We start from the raw sequence: 20217 nt of genomic DNA on the forward strand, positions 1-20217 counted from the left end.
GCACGGCAGACCGCATTCGTCGCCATTCTGGGTCGCGGCGGCTGGCGCACTGTCCTACGCTTTGGCAGTTTCGCTTCATAAAGAGATTGCCTACATGCAAGAAAGGATTCCCGACGAGTCCAACCTCGCCGAGCTGACGGTTCGCGGCCTGATCCTCGGCGCGCTGATTACCGTGGTGTTTACCGCCTCCAACGTCTACCTCGGTCTCAAGGTCGGCTTGACCTTCGCCTCGTCGATCCCGGCAGCGGTCATTTCCATGGCCGTGCTGCGCTACTTCTCCGGCTCCAACATCCTCGAGAACAACATGGTGCAGACCCAGGCCTCGGCGGCCGGCACCCTGTCCTCGATCATCTTCATCCTTCCCGGCCTCTTGATGATCGGCTACTGGAGCGGCTTCCCGTTCTGGCAGACCGCGGCCATCTGCTCCATCGGCGGCATTCTCGGCGTGCTCTACACCATCCCCCTGCGCCGGGTGATGGTGGTGCAGAGCAACCTGCCATACCCCGAAGGCGTGGCGGCGGCAGAAATCCTCCGCGTCGGCAGCCAGGACGAGGAAGAGGAAAAGGCCGGCAAGCCCGCGAAAGCCGGTGGCCCCGGCCTGCGCGACATCCTCGCCGGTGGCGTGGTCGCCGCCGCTTTCAGCCTGCTCAGCAGCGGCTTCAAGGTGCTCGCCGAAGGCTTCAGCTTCTGGCTCACCGCCGGGCAGGCGGCGTTCCGCCTGTCCACCGGTTTCTCCCTGGCGCTGGTCGGCGCCGGTTACCTGATGGGCATCACCGCCGGCATCGCCATCCTGATCGGCGTGGTCATCGCCTGGGGTGTGGCCGTGCCGCTGCTCTCGGTGAACAGCGTGCTGGCTGCCGGGCAGAGCCTGCCGGAGCTGGCGACCAAACTGTGGAGCAGCCAGGTGCGTTTCCTTGGCGCCGGCACCATCGGTATTGCCGCGCTGTGGACTTTGGCCACCCTGTTCAAACCCATGGTGCAGGGCGTCTGGTCGTCGCTGAGCGCCGTGCGTGGCCGTGGCGAAGTGAGCGACCTGCGCACCGAGCGGGACCTGTCGGCGAAGTGGATCGTCACCATCGCCGGCATCCTGTTGCTGGCGCTGTTCGTGGTGTTCTCCTACTTCCTCGGTGAGGCCGCGCCGGACCTGCACGGTGTCGGCTTCTGGGGCCTGGTGGCGGTCTGCGTGATCTTCGCCTTCTTCTTCGGCTTCCTGATCGCCGCCGCCTGCGGCTACATGGCCGGCCTGGTGGGCTCGTCGAGCAGCCCGATCTCCGGCATCGGCATCATTGCGGTGATCCTGGTGTCGTTGCTGATCCTCGGCGTCGGCTCCCTGGAAACCGGCTTCCTCGACCAGCAGGGCGGCAAGCTGGCCATCGCCCTGGCGCTGTTCACCACCTCGGTGGTGATCGCCATTGCGGCGATTTCCAACGACAACCTGCAGGACCTGAAGACCGGTTACCTGGTCGGCGCGACTCCGTGGCGCCAACAGGTGGCGCTGATAGTCGGCTGCCTGGTGGGCGCGCTGGTGATCCCGCCGGTGCTGGAGCTGCTGTACAACGCCTACGGCTTCACCGGCGCGTTGCCGCGTGAGGCGATGGACCCCAACGCTGCACTGGCTGCGCCGCAGGCAACGCTGATGACCGCCATCGCCAGCGGGATTTTCCACAACGCGCTGAACTGGAACATGATCCTGATCGGCGTGGCGCTGGGCATCGCGCTGATCCTGGTGGACGTGCTGCTGCGCCGCACCGGCAAGGCCAGCCTGCCGGTGCTGGCCGTCGGCCTGGGCATCTACCTGCCGCCAACCATCGGCATGACCCTGGTGGTCGGCGCTGTGATCGCCTGGCTGCTGGAGAACGCCCTGGCCAAGCGCGCGGTGGCGGCTGGCAAGACGGTGGATAACTATTCCGAAGAACCCAAGCGCCGTGGCGTGCTGCTCGCCTCCGGCCTGATCGTCGGTGAGAGCCTGATGGGCATTCTGCTCGCAGGCATCATCGGCACCACGGGTTCTGCCACGCCGCTGGCGCTGGTCGGTGGCGGTTTCGAGGACACCGCGCAGTGGTTGGGCCTGGTGGTCTTCGTGGCGATCTGCGTGCTGTTCTACCGCAAGGTGTTGAGCGGCACTCGCGGCTGATTCTTCGCCATAAGTGAAAAGGGCGCCTGCGGGCGCCCTTTTCTTTGTCGGAAGTTTCGGTTGTTCGTTGCTGGCGGCGCTCCGATGTCAAAGAGTGATATATGATGTCGATATCAAATATCGGAGGCTCTTATGCGCACCCTGGTGGATATCCCCGTTGAGTATCTGGAACGCCTGAACGACATCAGCGAACGTCAGCAGCAGTCCCGAGCCTCGGTCATCCGCGAGGCCATCGCCGAATATCTGGTCAACCACGCGCAGGCGGACGCCGCTGATGCCTTCGGACTGTGGAAAGACCATGAGGTCGACGGTCTTGCCTATCAGAAGAAGGTGCGCGAGGAATGGTGAAGGTCCTGTTCGACACCAATATCCTCGTCGACTACCTCAATGGCCATGTGCAGGCGCGGGACGAATTGGCGCTCTACAGCGACCGCGCCATCAGCGTCATCACCTGGATGGAAGTGCTGATCGGCGCCACGCCGCAGACCGAAGCTGCCACCCGCGCCTTTCTCTCCAGCTTCACGCTGCTGGCGCTGGACGAGCGAATCGCCGAGCGTGCGGTGGAGGTGCGCCAGCGCCTGCGGGTGAAACTGCCGGATGCGATCATCAAGGCCTCGGCGGAAGTCGAAGGCCGGCTGCTGGTGACGCGCAATGTGAAGGATTTCGACGAGCGCGAGCCGGGAGTGCGGTTGCCTTACCAGCTCTGAGGACTCTGCCTGTAGGAGCGAGCTTGTTCGCGAACCACCCAGCATCGGAGCTGCCGGTGAATCCGTTCGCGAGCAATAACGATGGCGTCCCCCACGCTCCTGCAAGGGCATACACAGGCGCTGAACTCAGCGCACCAGATGCAGGAACTGCAGGTGCCGTTCGTACTGGTCGAGCATGTCGTTGATGATCTGCTCCTTGCTGTAGCCCATCAGGTCGTAGTCCTGGCTGCCTTCGGAGAGGTGTACCTCGGCGCGGAAGTAGCGGCGGTTCTTCAGGTGCAGGCCGCCCATGCCGGCGCGGGCGAAGGATGGGGTGAAGTAGCCGCGCATCGAGACCTGGTAGAGGAACGCATGCTGTGCGCCGTGGCCGATTTCCAGGCCGATTTCCAGGTTGCTCAGGTCCAGGTCGGAATCCACCTGCAGGCCCTTCTCGCGGAACACCTCGGAGACTTCGGCAATCGCAGGGCTGACCACATCGACCATGTAGCGGTACACCTCGTCGCGGGTGGGGAAGTGCACCGCCTGGGAAATGCGCCGCTTCCAGCCGCCGGGCTTGGCCGAGGGCGGCGGTGCCAGCGAATGCGTGCGTGAGCGCTGGCGCTGGGATTCCAGGTAGAACGCCTTGTGCAGGCCCCACATCATCAGCAACAGGATCAGCGAGAAGGGCAGCGAGGTCAGCACCACGGCGGACTTCAGCGCATCGATGCTGCCGGCGAACAACAGGCCGCCGGTGACCAGCGCCGTGGCCACGCCCCAGAACACCCGCAGCCACTTCGGGCCGTCGTCGTCGGCGCTGCCGCCATGGGCGGAGAGGGTGGAGAGCACCACGGTGCCGGAGTCCGCCGAGGTGACGAAGAAGACGAAACTGACCAGCACCGTCACCGCGATCAGCGCGCGGCTGCCGGGGTAGTTCTGCAGCATCTGGTAGAGCGCCATGGAGGGATCGGCGATGGCCACCCGGCCCAGTTCGCTGAAACCGTGGTTGAGCACCAGGTCCAGGGCGCTGTTGCCGAAGATCGACATCCACGCCAGGGTGAAGCCCAGTGGGATGAACAGCACGCCGAAGACGAATTCGCGAATCGTCCGCCCGCGCGAGATGCGCGCGATGAACAGGCCGACGAAGGGCGCCCAGGCGATCCACCAGGCCCAGTAGAACACCGTCCAGCCGCCGAGCCAGTCGTTGCCGTCCTTACCATAGGCGTAGAGGTCGAAGCTCTTGGTCGGCAGGCTGCCGAGATAGTCGCCGATGTTCTGTACCAGGGTGTTGAGCAGGTGCTGGGTGGGCCCGGCGAACAGCACGAAGAGCAGCAGCGCGCAGGCCAGCAGCATGTTGATGTCCGACAGCAGGCGGATGCCCTTGTCGACACCCGACACGGCGACCAGGATCGCTGCACCCATCATCAGCGCGATCAGCGTCATTTGCACCGGGTGGCTGTGGGCGATGCCGAACAGGTAGTCGAGGCCGGCGTTGAGTTGCAACACGCCGAAGCCCATGTCCGCACCCAGGCCAAACACCGTGGCGATGATGCCGAAGCAGTCCACCGCATAGCCGATGGGCCCGTTGATGCGCTTGCCGATCAGCGGGTAGAGCGCCGAGCGCAGCGCCAGCGGCAGGTTGTGCCGGTAGGCGAAGTAGGCCAGGGCCATCGCCACCAGGGCGAACACGCCCCAGCCGTGCAGGCCCCAGTGCAGGAACAGCAACTGCATGGCCTGGCGCGCCGTTTCCGGAGTGCCGGCCTCACCTTGCGGCGGTTGGGCGAAGTGGGTCAGCGGCTCGGATACGCAGAAGAAGAACAGGGTGATGCTGATGCCGGCGGCGAACAGCATGCCGGCCCAGGACAGGTAGCTGAATTCCGGCTCGTCGTGGTCGGCACCGAGCTTGATCTTTCCATAGCCGGAAAGCGCGGTGACCACCACGAAGATCAGGTACAGCGTCATCGCCAGCAGGTAGTACCAGCCGACCGTATCGGCGGCCCAGGATTGCGCGGTGAGCAGCCATTCACCGGCCTGTTGCGGCTGGCTGATGACGATCAGAGCGAAGAGCAGGATCAGCGCTGCCGCACCGTAGAAGACCGGTGGGTTCATGCGCATGGCGGGGGAGGGCGTTACGGACGGGAAGGATTGTGCAGCGGACAAAACGGGCGGGGTCCCTCGAGATTTTCCTTGAACAAGCATTCAATGAAAACACGAATGAGCCCTGGAAGGCCAATGGGCGGGACCGATGGTCCCGCCGCCGGCCCTGGTCGAGGGCCGAGCGGAGCGGGTACTGCTTTACTTGCGGCGGGCTTTTTTCGCCTCACGGATCTCACGGCGTTCCGGGTCGACCTTGGCAGGTGCGGTCAGGAAGGCGGTGGCGGCGAAAAAGTTAGCAAGAGCGGCAAAGCTGGTCACGATGATCTCCAATGGCGCCGGGGAAAATGGGTCCCGACTGCCTGATAGCCATTTTCCCTGAAGATTGTGACAAAAAGAAGTGAATGGTCTTGATGAGAGGTATTGGTCTGGTCGATGAGACTTCTATCAGGTCTATTTATGGTGAATAGTCCTGATTTTGACTTCTTGCTCAGGATTCCCTCCTGCCGACCAGTAAGTCGGCAAAGCCTTTCACTGCGACCATTCGTCGCCAAAGGTGAAACGGTTCAGCGCCGGCTCTGGCTTTGACGCGATAAACGGCCGTCAACACTGCGAAACGGGTCATCGCATAGCACAATCACCGAGGTAGAGCGGGTTTGAGTTGGAAAACTTGAACTGGTGTGCAGCCTTTCGTGAAAAACATGTGAAACGGCTATGGCGATTGACTTGCCGATTCCGTTAGTCTGCCCCCGCAGGACAAAAAACCACCAACAGGGAATATCTAGAGATGGACTTCAAACGTATCGCCGTTGCCACTGCACTCTTCGCTTCGCTGGCCGGTTGCCAGACCATGACCACCAACCAGGCCATCGTTCCGCTGCAGGCCGCCACCGCTCAGATGATCGGCCTGGCGTCTTCCGACGAACTGGTTGTCAGCGACGTCAAAGCCGGTCAGCCGGACGCCCTGGGTGGCCAGGAACTCTCCTACGTCGCCACCACCACCAAAGGCCGCATCTTCAACTGCACCTCGCGCATGATGCCGGGCCTGCTGACCGATCCGGCCAAGCTGACCAACCCGTCGTGCACCCCGGTGGTTGCTCACTCCAACACCGCCACCAAGTAACGCTCCGGCCAGCAGCATGCTGTCGCCCGTGCGCGGCCCTTCGGGTCGCGCTGGCGACTACAGCGCGGCGTCAGCCGCGCTCGTGCTCCAGGCGTTGCAGCAGCGCACGCAGCTGCGCCTCGACGCCGGGTTGGCGCAGCAGACGCTCCAGCGCCGCATCGCTCACTTGCGTTACACCGCCTGATCCCGCTACGCCGCCTGACCCCGCCACGCCGCCTGAAAAATTCAGGTGCTCCGGGCGAATCTCCTCGTCCGGGCTGACCAGCAGGGCGAAGTGGATGACGTTCTCCAGCTCGCGAATATTCCCCGGCCACGAATAACCTTCCAGCGCGCGCTGGGTGTCGCTGGCGATCTGCGGCACCGGCAGTTCCAGTCTCTGCGCATGCACGCCGAGGAAGTACTCGGCCAGCGGCTGGATATCGCCGATGCGTTCGCGCAGCGGCGGCAGCGTGAGGTTGCCGTCGTGCAGGTACTGCTGCAGCCCCTCGAGGAATTTCCCCGCCTTTACCGCCTGCCCCAGGTCGATGCTGGTGGCGGCGACCAGGCGCACGTCCACCGGCACCGGCTCGCGCGCACCGACGCGCAGCACTTCGCGCTCCTGCAGTACGCGCAGCAGTTTCTGTTGCAGCGACAGCGGCAGGTCGGCGATCTCGTCCAGGTACAAGGTGCCGCCGTTGGCCGAGCCGAACCAGCCGGCGCGGCTGCCCACCGGGCCGTTGTGCGCCCCCGGCGCATAGCCGAACAGCTCGGCGTCGGCATAGTTGCGGCTCAATGCGCTGCAGCTCACCGCGACGAACAAGCCGGGACGCTCGCTGGCGCGGTGGATATGGCGGGCCAGCAGCTCTTTGCCGGTGCCGGTCTCGCCGTGGATCAGCACCGGCTGCGGCAACGGCGCCAGGCGTTCCACCTCGTCGCGCACGGCATGGGAGCGCGGGTCGAAGAACACCAGCGCCTTGGCGCGGATGCTCAACGGGCTCTTGTCGGCATCGGGGAAAGTCAGCAGCGGTAGCGGCGCGTGGGGGGCGTTCATGGGGGTTCTCCTTCTGCTCTTACAGCGCGTCCAGCGCCTGCAGGAAATCACGGACGATGTCCTCGCTGTCCTCGATACCCACCGACACACGGATAGTGCCGTCGTGGATGTCCAGCGCGGTCAGGGCCTCGGCGGACAGCGCGCGATGCGAGGTCTTGCCGGGGTGGGTGATGCTGCTGGCGACGCCGGCCAGCGACGGGGCGAAGGCGGCCAGTTGCAGCTCGCCGATCAGCGTGTCGACCTGATCCAGGCCGCCCTTAAGGGTGAAACTCAACATGCCCGAGTGGCCCTTGCGGAACAGTCGCTGCGCCAGCTCGAAGTCCGGGTGCGAGGGCAGGCCGGGGTAGAACACACGAGCGACCTGCGGGTGCGCTTCGAGGGCTTCGGCCAATGCCTGGGCATTCTGTGAGTGAGCCTTCATGCGCAGGGCCAGGGTCTTGGCGCCGCGGAAGTTCAGCCAGCTCTCGAAGGGGCTGGCGCTACCGCCAGCGTTGATCTGGAAGCGCCGCGCGGCGGCGATCCATTGCGCATCGCCGACCAGCGCGCCGCCCATGGCGTCGCTGTGGCCGTTGAGGTATTTGGTGGTGCTGTGGATCACCAGGTCGGCGCCGTCGCGCAGCGGTTGGTAGAGCACCGGCGAGAGGAAGGTGTTGTCCACCAGCAGCTTGAGGTTGTGGCGGCGGGCGAGGTCGGCCAGCGCCGGCACGTTGCTCACGCGCACCAGTGGGTTGGAGGCGGTCTCGGTGTAGATCAGCTTGGTGCCCGGCGTGATCGCCGCTTCCACCGCCGCCAGATCATTGAGATCGAGCAGGGTGGCGGTGATGCCGAAGCGCGTCAGTTCTTTCTCGATCAGGCTCTGGGTGGTGCCGTACAGCTCGCGGCTGGCGATCAGGTGATCGCCGGCGCCGAGCACGCCGAGCAGCGCGGCGGAAATCGCCGCCATGCCCGAGGCGGAGAACAGCGCGTCCTCGCCCCCTTCCAGCTCGCGCAGCAGCTCTTCCACCGCGCTGTGGTTCGGGTTGCCGATGCGCGTGTACATGTAGTTGTCGGGGTTGCCGGCGAGGAAGTCGTCGACCTGCTCCAGCGAGTCGTAGACGAACACCGAGCTCTGGTAGATCGGCTGGCTCTTGGCGCGGGTGACCATGCGCCGGTCGACATCGTGGCCGGCGTGCACGGCGCGAGTGGAGAGGCCTTTGGCGTGATCGCTCATGGCAGGTACCTCAGATAAGAAAAACGCCGGTGGAACCTGCCCACCGGCGTCGAAGCGGGTGCGCCATCGGGCGCGCCCAGCGTGGGAGTCGTTGCGCCCGGCCAGCGGCCGGGCGACGGATCAGAAGGCGGGCACCACGGCGCCGTTGTACTTCTTCTCGATGAAGGCTTTGACTTCCGGGCTGGTCAGGGCGGCGGAGAGTTTCTTCAGGGCGTCGCTGTCCTTGTTGTCCGGGCGTGCCACCAGGTAGTTCACGTAGGGCGAGTTGCGGTCTTCGAGGATCAGTGCGTCCTTCACCGGGTTGAGCTTGGCTTCCAGCGCATAGTTGGTGTTGATCAGGTCCAGGTCGACCTGGTCCAGCACGCGCGGCAGCAGGGCCGATTCCAGTTCCTTGAACTTCAGGTGCTTGGGGTTCTCGGCGATGTCTTTCGGGGTGGCCAGGGCGTTGCTCGGGTCTTTCAGCTTGATCACGCCGGCTTTCTGCAGCAGGAGCAGGGCGCGGCCGCTGTTGCTGCCTTCGTTGGGGATGGCCACGGTCGCGCCGTCCGGCAGCTCGGCCAGGGACTTGTACTTCTTCGAGTAGCCGCCGAAGGGCTCGACGTGCACGCCGGTCACGGTGACCAGGTTGGTGCCCTTGCCGGCGTTGAAGTTGTCCAGGTACGGCTTGGTCTGGAAGTAGTTGGCGTCCAGGCGCTTCTCGGCGACCTGCACGTTGGGCTGCACGTAGTCGGTGAAGACCTTGATCTCCAGGTCCACGCCTTCCTTGGCCAGGGTCGGCTTGATCAGTTCGAGGATCTCGGCGTGGGGAACCGGGGTGGCGGCGACGATGAGCTTCTCGTTGGCGAAGGCCGAGGTGCTGAAGGCAGTGGCGAGGGCGGTCAGAAGCAGCAGCTTTTTCATTGCGATGTCCTTGTGGGGCAGATGACCGCTGGCGTCCGGGCCGGCCGGGATGGGGCCTTCGTACGGGCGGTGGATTCTTTTCCGCGGCTCACTCGGCAGCGGTTGAGGCGAAAGTTAGCGGGATTTTTTATTCCAATAAAATACTAATTTTTCATTTTCATATTCGATTTTGTTCATATGAGCGGTGGGTGCGTGGCCTGAGACAAGCTGTCGCGCGACACCCCGTCGCGCGGCAACCCACCACTGCGGTCCGCCTCCACAGGGCGCGTAAGATCAAGGCGTTTTCTTGAGCGGCGTCAATGCAGATGGTGGTCCATTCTGATTGAGCGGCGAAAAGGATCCAAACCGACAGCAGATCGGTGGCTCGAAACTGAGTCATTGCAGAAGAGAAACATCACGCAAGAACGCCCTGCGCACGCGCAAGGTACGGTGCTCGACCCTTCCGTGGGGTTGGCGTCAGCCTGAAGAGGAATCGTCATGTTCGGATTAGAGGCGCTCGACCTGGCTCGAATCCAGTTCGCCTTTACCGTGTCCTTCCACATCATCTTCCCTGCCATCACCATCGGCCTGGCCAGTTACCTGGCAGTGCTCGAAGGCTTGTGGCTGAAGACCAATGAGGAGGTCTACCGCGACCTCTATCACTTCTGGTCGAAGATATTCGCCGTCAACTTCGGCATGGGCGTGGTCTCCGGCCTCGTCATGGCCTACCAGTTCGGCACCAACTGGAGCGCCTTCTCGGCCTTCGCCGGGAGCGTCACCGGCCCGTTGCTGACCTATGAAGTGCTCACGGCGTTCTTCCTTGAAGCCGGCTTCCTCGGCGTCATGCTGTTCGGTTGGCACCGTGTCGGCCCGGGCCTGCACTTCTTCGCCACGGTGATGGTGGCGATCGGTACGTTGATCTCCACCTTCTGGATCCTCGCCTCCAACAGCTGGATGCAGACCCCGCAGGGCCACGAGATCGTCAACGGCGTCGTGGTGCCGGTGGACTGGCTGGCAATCATCTTCAACCCGTCGTTCCCCTATCGCCTGCTGCACATGGCGATCGCCTCGTTCGTCGCCACCGCCTTCTTCGTCGGCGCCTCGGCGGCCTGGCACCTGCTGCGCGGCCGCGACAACCCGGCGATCCGCAAGATGCTCTCGATGGCGATGTGGATGGCGCTGATCGTGGCGCCGATCCAGGCCATGGTCGGCGACGCCCACGGTCTGAACACGCTCAAGCACCAGCCGGCGAAGATCGCCGCGATGGAAGGCCACTGGGACAACAGCAGCGGTGAACCGACCCCGCTGATCCTGTTCGGCTGGCCGGACATGGAGCGCGAGGAAACCCGCTTCAAGGTTGAGATTCCGGTGCTCGGCAGCCTGATCCTGAACCACAGCCTGAGCGAACCGATCCCGGCGCTGAAGGACTTCCCCAAGGCCGACCGGCCCAACTCCACGGTGGTCTTCTGGTCGTTCCGCATCATGGCCGGCCTGGGCATGCTGATGATCTTCGTCGGCCTGTGGAGCGCCTGGCTGCGCTGGCGCAAGCGGCTGTTCGAGAACCGCCTGTTCCTCAAGCTGGTGCTGTGGATGGGGCCGTCCGGCCTGATCGCGATTCTCGCCGGCTGGTTCACTACCGAGATCGGTCGCCAGCCCTGGGTCGTCTACGGGCTGATGCGCACCGCGGATGCGGTATCCAATCACAGCGTCACGCAGATGAGCCTGACCCTGGTGATGTTCGTGCTGGTGTACTTCAGCCTGTTCGGCGTCGGCATCGGCTACATGATGCGCCTGGTGCGCAAGGGCCCGGTCACCCACGAGGGCCGCGAAACCAGCCACGGCGGTGCCGGCCAGAAACGCACGGCGGCGCGGCCGCTGTCGGCCACCGAAGAGGGTTTTGACGACGATGACAGCACTGAAGCGGGGAGGAACTGAGCCATGGGAATCGATCTTCCGCTGATCTGGGCGATCATCATCATCTTCGGCGTGATGATGTACGTGGTGATGGACGGCTTCGATCTGGGCATCGGCATGCTCTACCCGTTCTTCAAGGACGAGGGCGACCGCGATGTGATGATGAATACCGTGGCGCCGGTCTGGGACGGCAACGAGACCTGGCTGGTACTGGGCGGCGCCGCGCTGTTCGGCGCCTTCCCGGTGGCCTATTCGGCCGTGCTCTCGGCGCTGTACCTGCCACTGATGCTGATGCTCGTCGGGCTGATCTTCCGCGGTGTGGCCTTCGAGTTCCGCTTCAAGGCACGGGCCAACAAACGGCACCTGTGGGACAAGTCGTTCATCGTAGGCTCCTTGGTGGCGACCTTCTTCCAGGGTGTGGCGCTGGGCGCCTTCATCGAAGGCATCCCGGTGGCGAACCGTCAGTTCGTCGGCGGCTCGCTCGACTGGCTGGCGCCGTTCCCGCTGTTCTGCGGCCTCGGTCTGGTGGTCGCCTACAGCCTGCTGGGCTGCACCTGGCTGATCATGAAGACCGAAGGCAAGCTGCAGGAACGCATGCATGACCTGGCCAAACCGCTGGCGCTGGTATTGCTCGCCATCATTGGCATCGTCAGCCTGTGGACGCCGCTGGCCCACGAGGAAATCGCCCAGCGCTGGTTCAGCCTGCCCAACCTGTTCTGGTTCCTGCCGGTGCCGCTGCTGGTGCTGCTGACCTTCTACGGCCTGCTGCGCTCGGTGGCGCGCAACGACCACGTGAAGCCGTTCCTGCTCACCCTGGCGCTGATCTTCCTCGGCTACAGCGGCCTGGGCATCAGCCTGTGGCCGAACATCATTCCGCCGTCGATGTCGATCTGGGATGCCGCCGCGCCGCCGCAGAGCCTGGGCTTCATGCTGGTGGGTGCGCTGTTCATCATCCCCTTCATCCTCGTCTACACCGCGTGGAGCTACTACGTGTTCCGCGGCAAGGTGAAGCACGGCGACGGCTACCACTAGAGGTGCGGAGCATGACTCACGAGGAACAGGAGAAGGCACCGCTGCGCAAGCGGCTGGGCTGGCTGGTGCTGATCTGGGCACTGAGCGTCGCCGGCCTCGGCGTGGCGGCCTGGCTGATGCGGCTGTTCATGAGCGCCGCAGGGCTGGGCCCGCCGCACTAGTCCTGACGATCAATCGATCCCATCCGGGTACCGCTCGCGGTGCCCGTTTCCAAATCCCTCGCCGGTGCTTCCAGCGGGGGTTTTTTTTGGGCTCTTCGTAGGAGCGAGCTTGCTCGCGAACAGAAGCTCCCGGCCAACGCCATCATGCAACCCCGCACCGAACGGTTCCCTCTCCCTTCAGGGAGAGGGCTAGGGAGAGGGCGCCCCTTGCGACGATGTTCGCGAGCAAGCTCGCTCCTACAAGAGCGGAGCGCGCGGCGTGGTGATCAGTGCAACTTGTCGCGCTTGGCCAGGCTCGGGAACAGCTTCACCCACACCCCGGTGACCACCAGCGTGCCAACGCCGCCTAGCACCACCGCCGGCACCGTGCCAAGCCAGTGGGCGGTCAGGCCGGACTCGAACTCGCCCAGCTGGTTCGAGGCGCCGATGAACAGACCGTTTACCGCGCTGACCCGGCCACGCATCTCGTCCGGGGTTTCCAGCTGCACGAAGGCGCCGCGGATGACCATGCTGATCATGTCCGCCGCGCCCAGCACCACCAGCACCGCCAGGGAGAACCAGAACGAGGTCGACAGGCCGAAGGCGATGGTGGTCACGCCGAAGATGCCCACGGCGAGGAACATGATCCGCCCGACGTTGCGCTCGATGGGGAAGCGCGCCAGCCAGAACGACATCAGCAACGCGCCCACCGCTGGCGCCGAGCGCAGCAGGCCCAGGCCCCAGGGGCCGGTGAGCAGGATGTCCTTGGCGAACACCGGCAGCAGCGCGGTGGCGCCGCCCAGCAGCACGGCGAACAGGTCCAGGGAAATGGCGCCGAAGATGTCCGGGCGGCTGCGGATGAAGCGGATGCCGGCCAGCAGCGACTCCAGCGTGGCCTTGCCTTGCGCCGCCGGCGCCTGGCGTTTGGGCAGGGTGAGCACCAGGGTGCAGGCGATGAAGTACAGCACCGCGGTGGGCGTGTAGACCCAGAAGGCGCCGAAGGCATAGAGGAATCCGCCGAAGGCCGGCGCCGCGATGGTCGCCGCCTGCATTGCCGAGGCGGAGGCCGCCACCGCGCGGGGGAACAGCGCGGTGGGCACGATGTTCGGCAGCAGCGCCTGGGTGGTCGGCATCTCGAAGGCGCGTGCGGTACCGAGCAGGAAGGCCATCACGAAGATCAGCTCGCGGGTCACGTTGTCGGTGCTGGCGCCCACCACCAGCGCCACGGCGATCAGGCCCTGGGCGACCTGGCACAGCGAGGCGATGCGCCGGCGGTCGTAGCGGTCGGCGACATGGCCGGTGTGCAGCATGAACAGCACGCGCGGGGTGAATTCCACCAGCCCGACCAGGCCCAGGTCGAGCACGTTGTGGGTCAGCTCGTAGATGTGCCAGCCGATGGCCACGGTGATCATCTGGAAGGCGCTGGCGGTGCAGACGCGCGCGAGCCAGAAGGCGAGGAAGGGGCGGTGACGCAGCAGGGACGTGGCTTCGGCGGTCATGGAAGGTGCTTTTGTTAGGAGGCTAAGCAAGGGCTGCGCAGCGTAGCACGCTGTAACACTTTTCCACCTGTCGTCGGCGAAACGCGCAATTGGCGAATAGTCTCGACCTGTCGACTAAAATTTTCGTCGACGCGACAAGCTGCCCGATTGACTTTGCTTCGCACTATTGAGGTGCGTTAAAGTTGACAGAAGAGTCAGGTTTTACTGCAGGATCTTTCCTTCGGCGCCCTCCCCGAGACGCCCGCGATTACGTGGCCTCCGAACTCTCTCCAGCACAGAAAAACCCACATGGGCGGACCTTCAACGCTCAGAGGATGAACCATGTCCAACCGTGATATTTCCCGGCGCGCCTTCCTGCAAGGCGGGCTGATTGCCGGTGTCAGCGTGACCATGGCGCCGCTCGGCAGCCGGGCCTTCGCTGCCCTGATGGAAAACTCCGTCACCGTCTCGCCCCAGCAGTGGATGGGCCACGATGGCAAGGTGCGTTTCCGTAACGACGCGCTGTCCAAGGTCTGCGGCAACAAGGTGTTCGCCCGCGACATCCGCTCCAAGGACATGCCCGGCTGGCCGCAGCAGCAGGGCCACGCCATGCTGCTCAAGACCATCAAGGCCGACCGCATCTTCGATAGCATCGACCTCGCCTGGCTGGGTGCTGACCTTCAGCCCGACCGCATCGTCACCGCCGAGGACCTGGACAAGGACGGCATCGTCTTCCCCGAAGCCCACGCCCCGGACCCGCTGCTGCCGCGCGGCAAGGTACCGATGTTCATCGGCCACCCGGTGGCGATCCTGATCTGGAACGACTTCGAGCGCTTCCGTCAGGCCAAGCTGAAGATGAAGTTCAACGACAAGGCGATCCGCTACGGCGCAGAGGCTCCGCTGTATCAGGGCGACCCCTACGGCAGCTTCCGCTACGTACGTGTCGGTGGCGCGACCTCGGCCGATCCGGACGAGTTCTCCAGCCTCAAGGACTCGATCCTGTTCCCGATGATCCGCGAGCGTAAGCCGGTTTGGAACCAGCAGCCCAACCAGCACGGTGACCTCACCGAGCAGGGCCTGTTCTACGCGCAGAAGATCAAGGACCAGATCGAAAACCCGCCGGAGAACTGGCTGGTCTTCGACGAACGCTACAAGACCCCGTCCATCGAACCGGCCGCCCTGGAGCCGGACAACGGTAACGGCTGGTACGACCCGGCGAGCAAGACCCTGCACTTCGTGGTCGCCACCCAGTGCCCGTTCGAGGCCGCCTACGAGACGGCGCACATGATCGCCCCGTCGCGCTTCGGCCTGGCCAAGCTGAACGTGCACCCCGGCTACACCGTGGGTTACGGCTCCAAGGACCACAACATCTTCGTCTACTACGCGGCCCTGGCGGCGCTGTACGGCAACGGTGTACCGGTGCGCCTGGCCAATGACCGCTACGAGCAGTTCCAGAGCGGCATCAAGCGCCACCCGTTCGACATTCGCTACCAGTTGGCGGTGGACAAGAAGGACATGACCTTCAAGATCTTCCGCACCGAGATGAGTGTGGATGGCGGCGGCCGCATCAACTACAGCCCGTCCGTGGCGGCCGTGGGCGCCACGGCCGCGCAGTCGATCTACTACATGCCGCAGAACGACCTGCAGGTGACCGCCTACCATTCCCGCGCCGTCGAGGCCGGTTCCATGCGTGGCTACGGCACCCTGCAGAGCATGGCCGCCACCGAGATGATGGTCGACGAGATCGCCGGCCGCCTGGGCGTCGACGCCATCGAGTTGCGTCGCGTCAACGCGCTGAAGTCGGGCATGAAGAACACCCAGGGCGCGATCCCCGCCGGCGCCCTGCGCCTGCACGAGATCCTCGACAAGGCCGCCGCCCATGAGTGGTGGAAGACTCGCGACGCGCGCAAGAAGGAGATGGACGCCAAGGACCCGGACCACTGGTACGGCGTCGGCTTCGCCATCTGCCAGAAGGACTTCGGCACCGGCTCCGAAGCGCCCATGGCGAGCATCGAGTTCGATGCGCAGGGCAAGGTGCACATGCGCCACATCGGCATCGAGATCGGCACCGGCATGTCCACGTCCCAGGCGCTGGTGGTGGCCGACTTCCTCGGCAAGCCGGCGGACGAGATAAAGACCGCCGAAACCGAGTGGCCGGAGCTGCAGCTGCTCAGCGGCGAAGACCCCTACACCATGAGCCAGCCCACCCAGGACGAGAAGCTGCGCAACCCGCGCTGGGTCGGCAAGTACGCTTCGGCGTCGTCGGCGACCAACTCGGCCTACTACTTCAGCCACGCCACCCGTGAAGCGGCGCGCGTGCTGTTCAACCACGGCCTGTGGCCGGCAGCCCTGGAAATCTGGCGTCGCGGCCCGTTCAACGGCGCGGCCAACCCGCTGGTAGTGCGCCGCGAGGACGCCCACTGGGTCGACGGCAAACTCACCGCCAACGGCCTGCAGCCGCTGTCGTTCGCCGAGCTGGCCCAGGTTGCCCACGAGAAAGGCCTGGTCACCGGCGCCACCGTCCACGGCTTCAACCGCTGGAGCTGGGCGGAGTGCGACTACCTCATCGACGGTGTGCGTGACCGCCTGCCGCTGGACGCCCTGGCCGTGAAATACGGCGATGGCGCTCCGGGCGTGAAGAAGGCGCAGATGAACAGCGCCGGCTTCCACCTGCTGGATCGGCAGAACGTGGCCTATCCGCCGGTGCAGTTGAACAACGCCGCAGTGACCTACTACAGCCCGGTGGCGACCATCGTCGAGCTGAAGGTGAACAAGGGCAATGGCGAAGTCAGCGTGCTCAACCACCACAGCTGGATCGAGTGCGGCCGGGTGCTGGTGCCGGAACTGGTGAAAGGCCAGATCGAGGGCGGCACCGCCATGGGCATCGGCCATGCGCTGCTGGAGGACATGCCGCTGTACGAGGGTGGCCCGGGCGAGGGCGAGTGGAACTTCAACCGTTACCGTCTCCCCAAGGCGAAAGACGTGGCCGTCTGGCAGCAGAGCTCGGAAATCCTTCCGCCGCTGTCGCCCAGCGACCCGTCCAAGGGCATTGCCGAAGTGGTGATGATCCCGGTGGTCGGCGCCATCAGCAACGCCGTGGCCCACGCCATCGGCAAGCGCGTCCGCGATCTGCCCATCACCCCCGCTCGCATCAAGGAGGCCCTCAATGGCTAACCGTCCGCTCAACCTGACCATCAATGGTCAAACCGTCGGCCCGGTCGAGGTTCCCGAGGACCTGCCGATGATCGACTACCTGCACGAATACCAGAACCTCACCGGTTCGCGCCTGGGCTGCGGCCAGGGCATCTGCCACGCCTGCGTGGTGATCGTCGACAACCCCGACGGCACCAGTGAGGAGGTGCGCACCTGCATCACCGGCGCGCATTACTTCGAAGGCAAGAAAGTGCGCACCATCGAAGGCCACGCCAAGCGCGAGGAAGACGGTTCGGTGAAGGAGTTGAACCCGATCCAGCAGAAGTTCGTCGACCGCTTCGCTTTCCAGTGCAGCTACTGCGCACCGGGCTTCGTCAACGCCGCCACGGTGCTGGTGGAGAAGGCCCAGCGCCAGCCGCTGAAGAAGAGCGAACTGGAGTCGACCATCGAGGCCAGCCTCGGCCACCACATCTGTCGCTGCACCGGGTACGTGCGTTACTACGACGCCACCCGCGAAGTGCTGACCGATCTCGGCCTGGTCAAGGAGGGCTAAGCATGCAACGCATTCTTTCCGGCCTCACGCTGGCTGTCGGCCTCGGTCTGGCGGTAGGCGCGCAAGCCGCCGACCAGGACCTGATCAAGCGCGGCGAGTACCTCTCCCGCGCTGCCGACTGCATGGCCTGCCACACCGCCGAGGGCGGCGCGCCGTTCGCCGGCGGCCTGCCGATCCACTCGCCGTTCGGCACCATCTACGGCAGCAACATCACCCCGGACAAGGACTTCGGCATCGGCAGCTACAGCGCCGACGAGTTCTTCGCCGCCGTCACCCAGGGCAAGCGCAAGGACGGGGCCAACCTCTATCCGGCCATGCCCTACACCTCCTACCACCTGATCAAGCGCGAGGACAGCGATGCCCTCTACGCCTACCTGATGAGCCAGACGCCGGTGCACCGCGCCGCGCCCGAAACCAGCCTGAGCTTCCCGTTCAACGTGCGCATGGGGCTGTCGGGCTGGAACATGCTCTACGGCAAGAGCGTCCAGCTGGAAAGCGCCGAGGGCAAGAGCGCGCCGTACCAGCGCGGCCAGTACCTGGTGGAAGTGCTCGGCCACTGCGGCGAGTGCCACACCCCGCGTAACCAGATCGGTGCCCTGCAGCAGGACAAGCGCCTCACCGGCGGCCTGCTCAACGGCTACAGCGCCCCGAGCCTGCTGGCCCAGGACCTGGCCGAGCGCGGCTGGACCACGGCGGACCTCACCGGCTTCCTCAAGCACGGCATGAGCCCGCAGGGCAGCATGTTCAACGAGATGTTCCCGGTGATGCACCTGAGCACCCAGCACCTGGGTGACGAGGACCTGGCCGCCATGTCCACCTACCTGCTCGGCGACCAGCCGCCGCAGGCCAAGGTGGTCCAGACCGTGGCTCAGGACCAGCTCAGCGACAGCGCCAAGCGTGGCCGTCAGCAGTACCTCAACGTCTGCGCCGGCTGTCACGGCAACGACGGCGAGGGCAAGCCGCACATCGCCGTGGCCATGCAGGGCAACACCACCCTGCGCCTGGCCGATTCGCGCAACCTGGCCAAGGTCATTGTCGAGGGCATCCGCGAGCAGCAGTTCACCGGTTTCGAGCGCATGCAACCGATGCCGGGCTTCGCTGACAAGCTCAATGACGAGCAGCTCACCGACCTGATCAACTACCTGCGTCAGGCCTGGGGTGGCTTGCCGGGTGACATGGGCGTACAACAGGTCGCCCAACTCAAGGCGGAGTGAGTCGTGCAGCATCTCGATCTGCAAGTGGTCCGGCAGGCGCTCAAGTGGTCGAACGCCGGGCAGCGCGTGTGGCTGTGCAGCGTGCTCTTCACCTACGGCTCGGCGCCCCGCGCGCCGGGCTCGCTGCTGGCGGTCAACGCCAGCGGCCAGTGGGTGGGCTCGCTGTCAGGCGGCTGCGTCGAGGATGACTTCCTCGAACGCGTCGCCGAAGGCGAGTTCAGCGAGCCGGTAGTCGTCGTGCGCTACGGCGACGGCACCGACACCCGCAGCAACATCCGCCTGCCCTGCGGCGGCATCCTCGATGTGCTGGTGGAAAACCTCGCGGCCGATTGCGACGTGCAGGCCCACCTGCGCGAACTGGAATCGGCGCTGCTCGGCCAGCGCCGCTTGCTGCGCGAGGTGAACCTGCAGGACGGCAGCCGCCGCCTGAGCGACGACCACGAGCACGGCCCGCGGGTGGAGCGCGATGAAGCCAGCGTGCGCCTGCGCGTCGGCGCCGCCCAGCGACTGCTGCTGGCGGGCTACTCCAGCGTCGCGCATTTCTGCGCGGAGTTCGGCAAGGGCCTGGGCTTCGAAGTCATTCTCTGTGATCCCCGCGAAGAGGCGCTGGACGGCGTAGTGCTGGACGGCATCGAAATCCGCCGCGAGCTGCCGTCGATCTTCATCGCCAACGGTGGCTGTCACGCGGACACCGCCGTGGTCGCCCTGACCCACGACCCGAAGATCGACGACCTGGCGATGCTCGAAGCCGTGCGCACCGAAGCCTTCTATATCGGCGTGATGGGCTCGCGAACCACCTCAGACAAGCGCCGCGAACGTCTCCACCGCATCGGCGGGCTGAATGAAGCCGAACTGGCGCGCATCCACGCGCCCATCGGCCTCAACCTGGGCAGCAAGACCCCGGCGGAAATCGCCCTGGCCGTGCTCGCCGACATCCTGCGTACCCGCAGCGGCATCGCCCGCGAGGCGCTTTGACGGTCGTCGCGCTGGTCCTGGCCGCCGGTCAGGGCTCGCGCTTCGGTGCGGACAAGCGCCGTGCAGCCTTGCCGGACGGGCGTAGCCTGCTCGCCCACAGTGTCGAACGCGCGCTGGCGGTGTTCGATGAAGTCCGGGTGGTGCTGCGTGACGGCGAGCGGGCGGAGGATTTCGGGCTGCCCGCCGGCTGCCGGGTTATCCACAGCCCGGAGGCGGCGCTCGGCATGGGCCACAGCCTGGCGGCGGGTGCGGCTTCGTTGATCGACTCTCCGGCACAGGCCGTGGCCATCCTGCTGGGCGACATGCCATGGATTGCCCCGCAAACCCTGCGTGCATTAACCGAGGCGGCCAGCGCTTCGACCATTCTCTTCCCGCTTCACGATGGTCAGCGCGGGCACCCCGTGCTGTTCGGCCGCGAGTTCTGGCCGGCGCTGACGCAACTCACCGGTGACGAAGGTGCGCGAACGGTGGTTCAGGCCAGTCGAGATCGTTGCATCACCCTGGAAGTTACTGACGCTGGCGTGCTCCGCGACGTCGATACCCCCGACGCTCTGAGTTCCTGACCGGGTTCGCGAGCAAGCTCGCTCCTACAAGGGGAACGCCGG

General features: G+C 65.2%; 17 protein-coding genes. 12 read left to right on the top strand and 5 right to left on the bottom strand.

Translation table 11 applies throughout. From position 1 onward, the window contains the following. Positions 1-94: 94 nt before the first annotated feature. From CTR55_RS13665 to CTR55_RS13675, 3 genes are all read left to right on the top strand, one after another. On the top strand, positions 95-2134 hold the full coding sequence (locus CTR55_RS13665; RefSeq protein WP_296286945.1) for an oligopeptide transporter, OPT family: 2040 nt from the start codon (positions 95-97) through the stop codon (positions 2132-2134). A 132-nt stretch (positions 2135-2266) separates the two neighbouring features. Further along, positions 2267-2482 carry a ribbon-helix-helix protein, CopG family gene (locus tag CTR55_RS13670; RefSeq protein WP_296286946.1) on the top strand — a complete coding sequence of 72 codons (216 nt, stop codon included), beginning with the start codon at positions 2267-2269 and terminating at the stop codon, positions 2480-2482. Then, a complete protein-coding gene (locus CTR55_RS13675; RefSeq protein WP_296286947.1) occupies positions 2476-2841 on the top strand; it encodes a type II toxin-antitoxin system VapC family toxin in 366 nt (121 codons plus the stop codon). Before CTR55_RS13670 ends, CTR55_RS13675 begins: the two co-directional genes overlap by 7 nt. A gap of 126 nt (positions 2842-2967) precedes the next feature. Here CTR55_RS13675 and betT read toward each other — a convergent pair whose 3' ends face one another. Beyond that, complete coding sequence (betT, locus tag CTR55_RS13680) at positions 2968-4926, bottom strand: choline BCCT transporter BetT (RefSeq protein ID WP_296286948.1); 1959 nt, start codon at positions 4924-4926, stop codon at positions 2968-2970. 772 nt (positions 4927-5698) lie between these two features. Between betT and CTR55_RS13685 the strand changes: the two genes are divergently transcribed. Next, the gene (locus CTR55_RS13685) at positions 5699-6034 is read left to right on the top strand and encodes a hypothetical protein (protein ID WP_296286949.1); all 336 of its coding nucleotides are present in this window, start codon (positions 5699-5701) and stop codon (positions 6032-6034) included. A 70-nt stretch (positions 6035-6104) separates the two neighbouring features. On the opposite strand, the gene CTR55_RS13690 is transcribed toward CTR55_RS13685, so the two are convergent. From CTR55_RS13690 to CTR55_RS13700, 3 genes are all read right to left on the bottom strand, one after another. Continuing rightward, positions 6105-7064 (bottom strand): sigma-54-dependent transcriptional regulator, encoded by a 960-nt coding sequence (locus CTR55_RS13690; protein ID WP_296286950.1) that lies wholly within the window; start codon positions 7062-7064, stop codon positions 6105-6107. Between the two features lie 19 nt (positions 7065-7083). After that, positions 7084-8274: a PLP-dependent aspartate aminotransferase family protein gene (locus tag CTR55_RS13695; RefSeq protein WP_296286952.1), complete on the bottom strand. Its 1191-nt coding sequence runs from the start codon at positions 8272-8274 to the stop codon at positions 7084-7086. A 120-nt stretch (positions 8275-8394) separates the two neighbouring features. After that, positions 8395-9174, bottom strand: coding sequence for a MetQ/NlpA family ABC transporter substrate-binding protein (locus CTR55_RS13700; protein WP_296286953.1), 780 nt, complete (start codon positions 9172-9174; stop codon positions 8395-8397). Between the two features lie 477 nt (positions 9175-9651). Between CTR55_RS13700 and CTR55_RS13705 the strand changes: the two genes are divergently transcribed. The 3 genes from CTR55_RS13705 to CTR55_RS13715 are packed head-to-tail and all read left to right on the top strand — an operon-like array spanning position 9652 to position 12260. Next, positions 9652-11088: a cytochrome ubiquinol oxidase subunit I gene (locus CTR55_RS13705; RefSeq protein ID WP_296286954.1), complete on the top strand. Its 1437-nt coding sequence runs from the start codon at positions 9652-9654 to the stop codon at positions 11086-11088. 3 nt (positions 11089-11091) lie between these two features. Beyond that, positions 11092-12099 carry a cytochrome d ubiquinol oxidase subunit II gene (cydB, locus tag CTR55_RS13710; protein WP_296286955.1) on the top strand — a complete coding sequence of 336 codons (1008 nt, stop codon included), beginning with the start codon at positions 11092-11094 and terminating at the stop codon, positions 12097-12099. An 11-nt stretch (positions 12100-12110) separates the two neighbouring features. Then, on the top strand, positions 12111-12260 hold the full coding sequence (locus CTR55_RS13715; protein ID WP_296286956.1) for a DUF2474 domain-containing protein: 150 nt from the start codon (positions 12111-12113) through the stop codon (positions 12258-12260). Positions 12261-12526: 266 nt separating this feature from the next. Here CTR55_RS13715 and CTR55_RS13720 read toward each other — a convergent pair whose 3' ends face one another. Beyond that, positions 12527-13738, bottom strand: a complete 1212-nt coding sequence (locus tag CTR55_RS13720) for an MFS transporter (protein ID WP_296286957.1) — start codon at positions 13736-13738, stop codon at positions 12527-12529. 321 nt (positions 13739-14059) lie between these two features. Between CTR55_RS13720 and CTR55_RS13725 the strand changes: the two genes are divergently transcribed. From CTR55_RS13725 to CTR55_RS13745, 5 genes are read left to right on the top strand one after another with little or no spacing between them, the layout of a single operon-like run. Further along, positions 14060-16891, top strand: coding sequence for a xanthine dehydrogenase family protein molybdopterin-binding subunit (locus CTR55_RS13725; RefSeq protein WP_296286959.1), 2832 nt, complete (start codon positions 14060-14062; stop codon positions 16889-16891). Then, positions 16884-17423, top strand: coding sequence for a (2Fe-2S)-binding protein (locus CTR55_RS13730; RefSeq protein WP_296286960.1), 540 nt, complete (start codon positions 16884-16886; stop codon positions 17421-17423). The genes CTR55_RS13725 and CTR55_RS13730 overlap by 8 nt, the downstream gene beginning before the upstream one ends. 2 nt (positions 17424-17425) lie before the next feature. Continuing rightward, on the top strand, positions 17426-18637 hold the full coding sequence (locus tag CTR55_RS13735) for a cytochrome c (protein ID WP_296286962.1): 1212 nt from the start codon (positions 17426-17428) through the stop codon (positions 18635-18637). A gap of 3 nt (positions 18638-18640) precedes the next feature. Beyond that, a complete protein-coding gene (locus CTR55_RS13740) occupies positions 18641-19612 on the top strand; it encodes an XdhC family protein (protein WP_296286964.1) in 972 nt (323 codons plus the stop codon). After that, positions 19609-20175 carry a nucleotidyltransferase family protein gene (locus CTR55_RS13745; protein WP_296286965.1) on the top strand — a complete coding sequence of 189 codons (567 nt, stop codon included), beginning with the start codon at positions 19609-19611 and terminating at the stop codon, positions 20173-20175. Before CTR55_RS13740 ends, CTR55_RS13745 begins: the two co-directional genes overlap by 4 nt. The last annotated feature ends 42 nt before the right edge of the window (positions 20176-20217 follow it).

Source organism: Pseudomonas sp. (assembly GCF_002796985.1).
In the GTDB taxonomy this organism is placed as follows: Bacteria; Pseudomonadota; Gammaproteobacteria; order Pseudomonadales; family Pseudomonadaceae; genus Pseudomonas.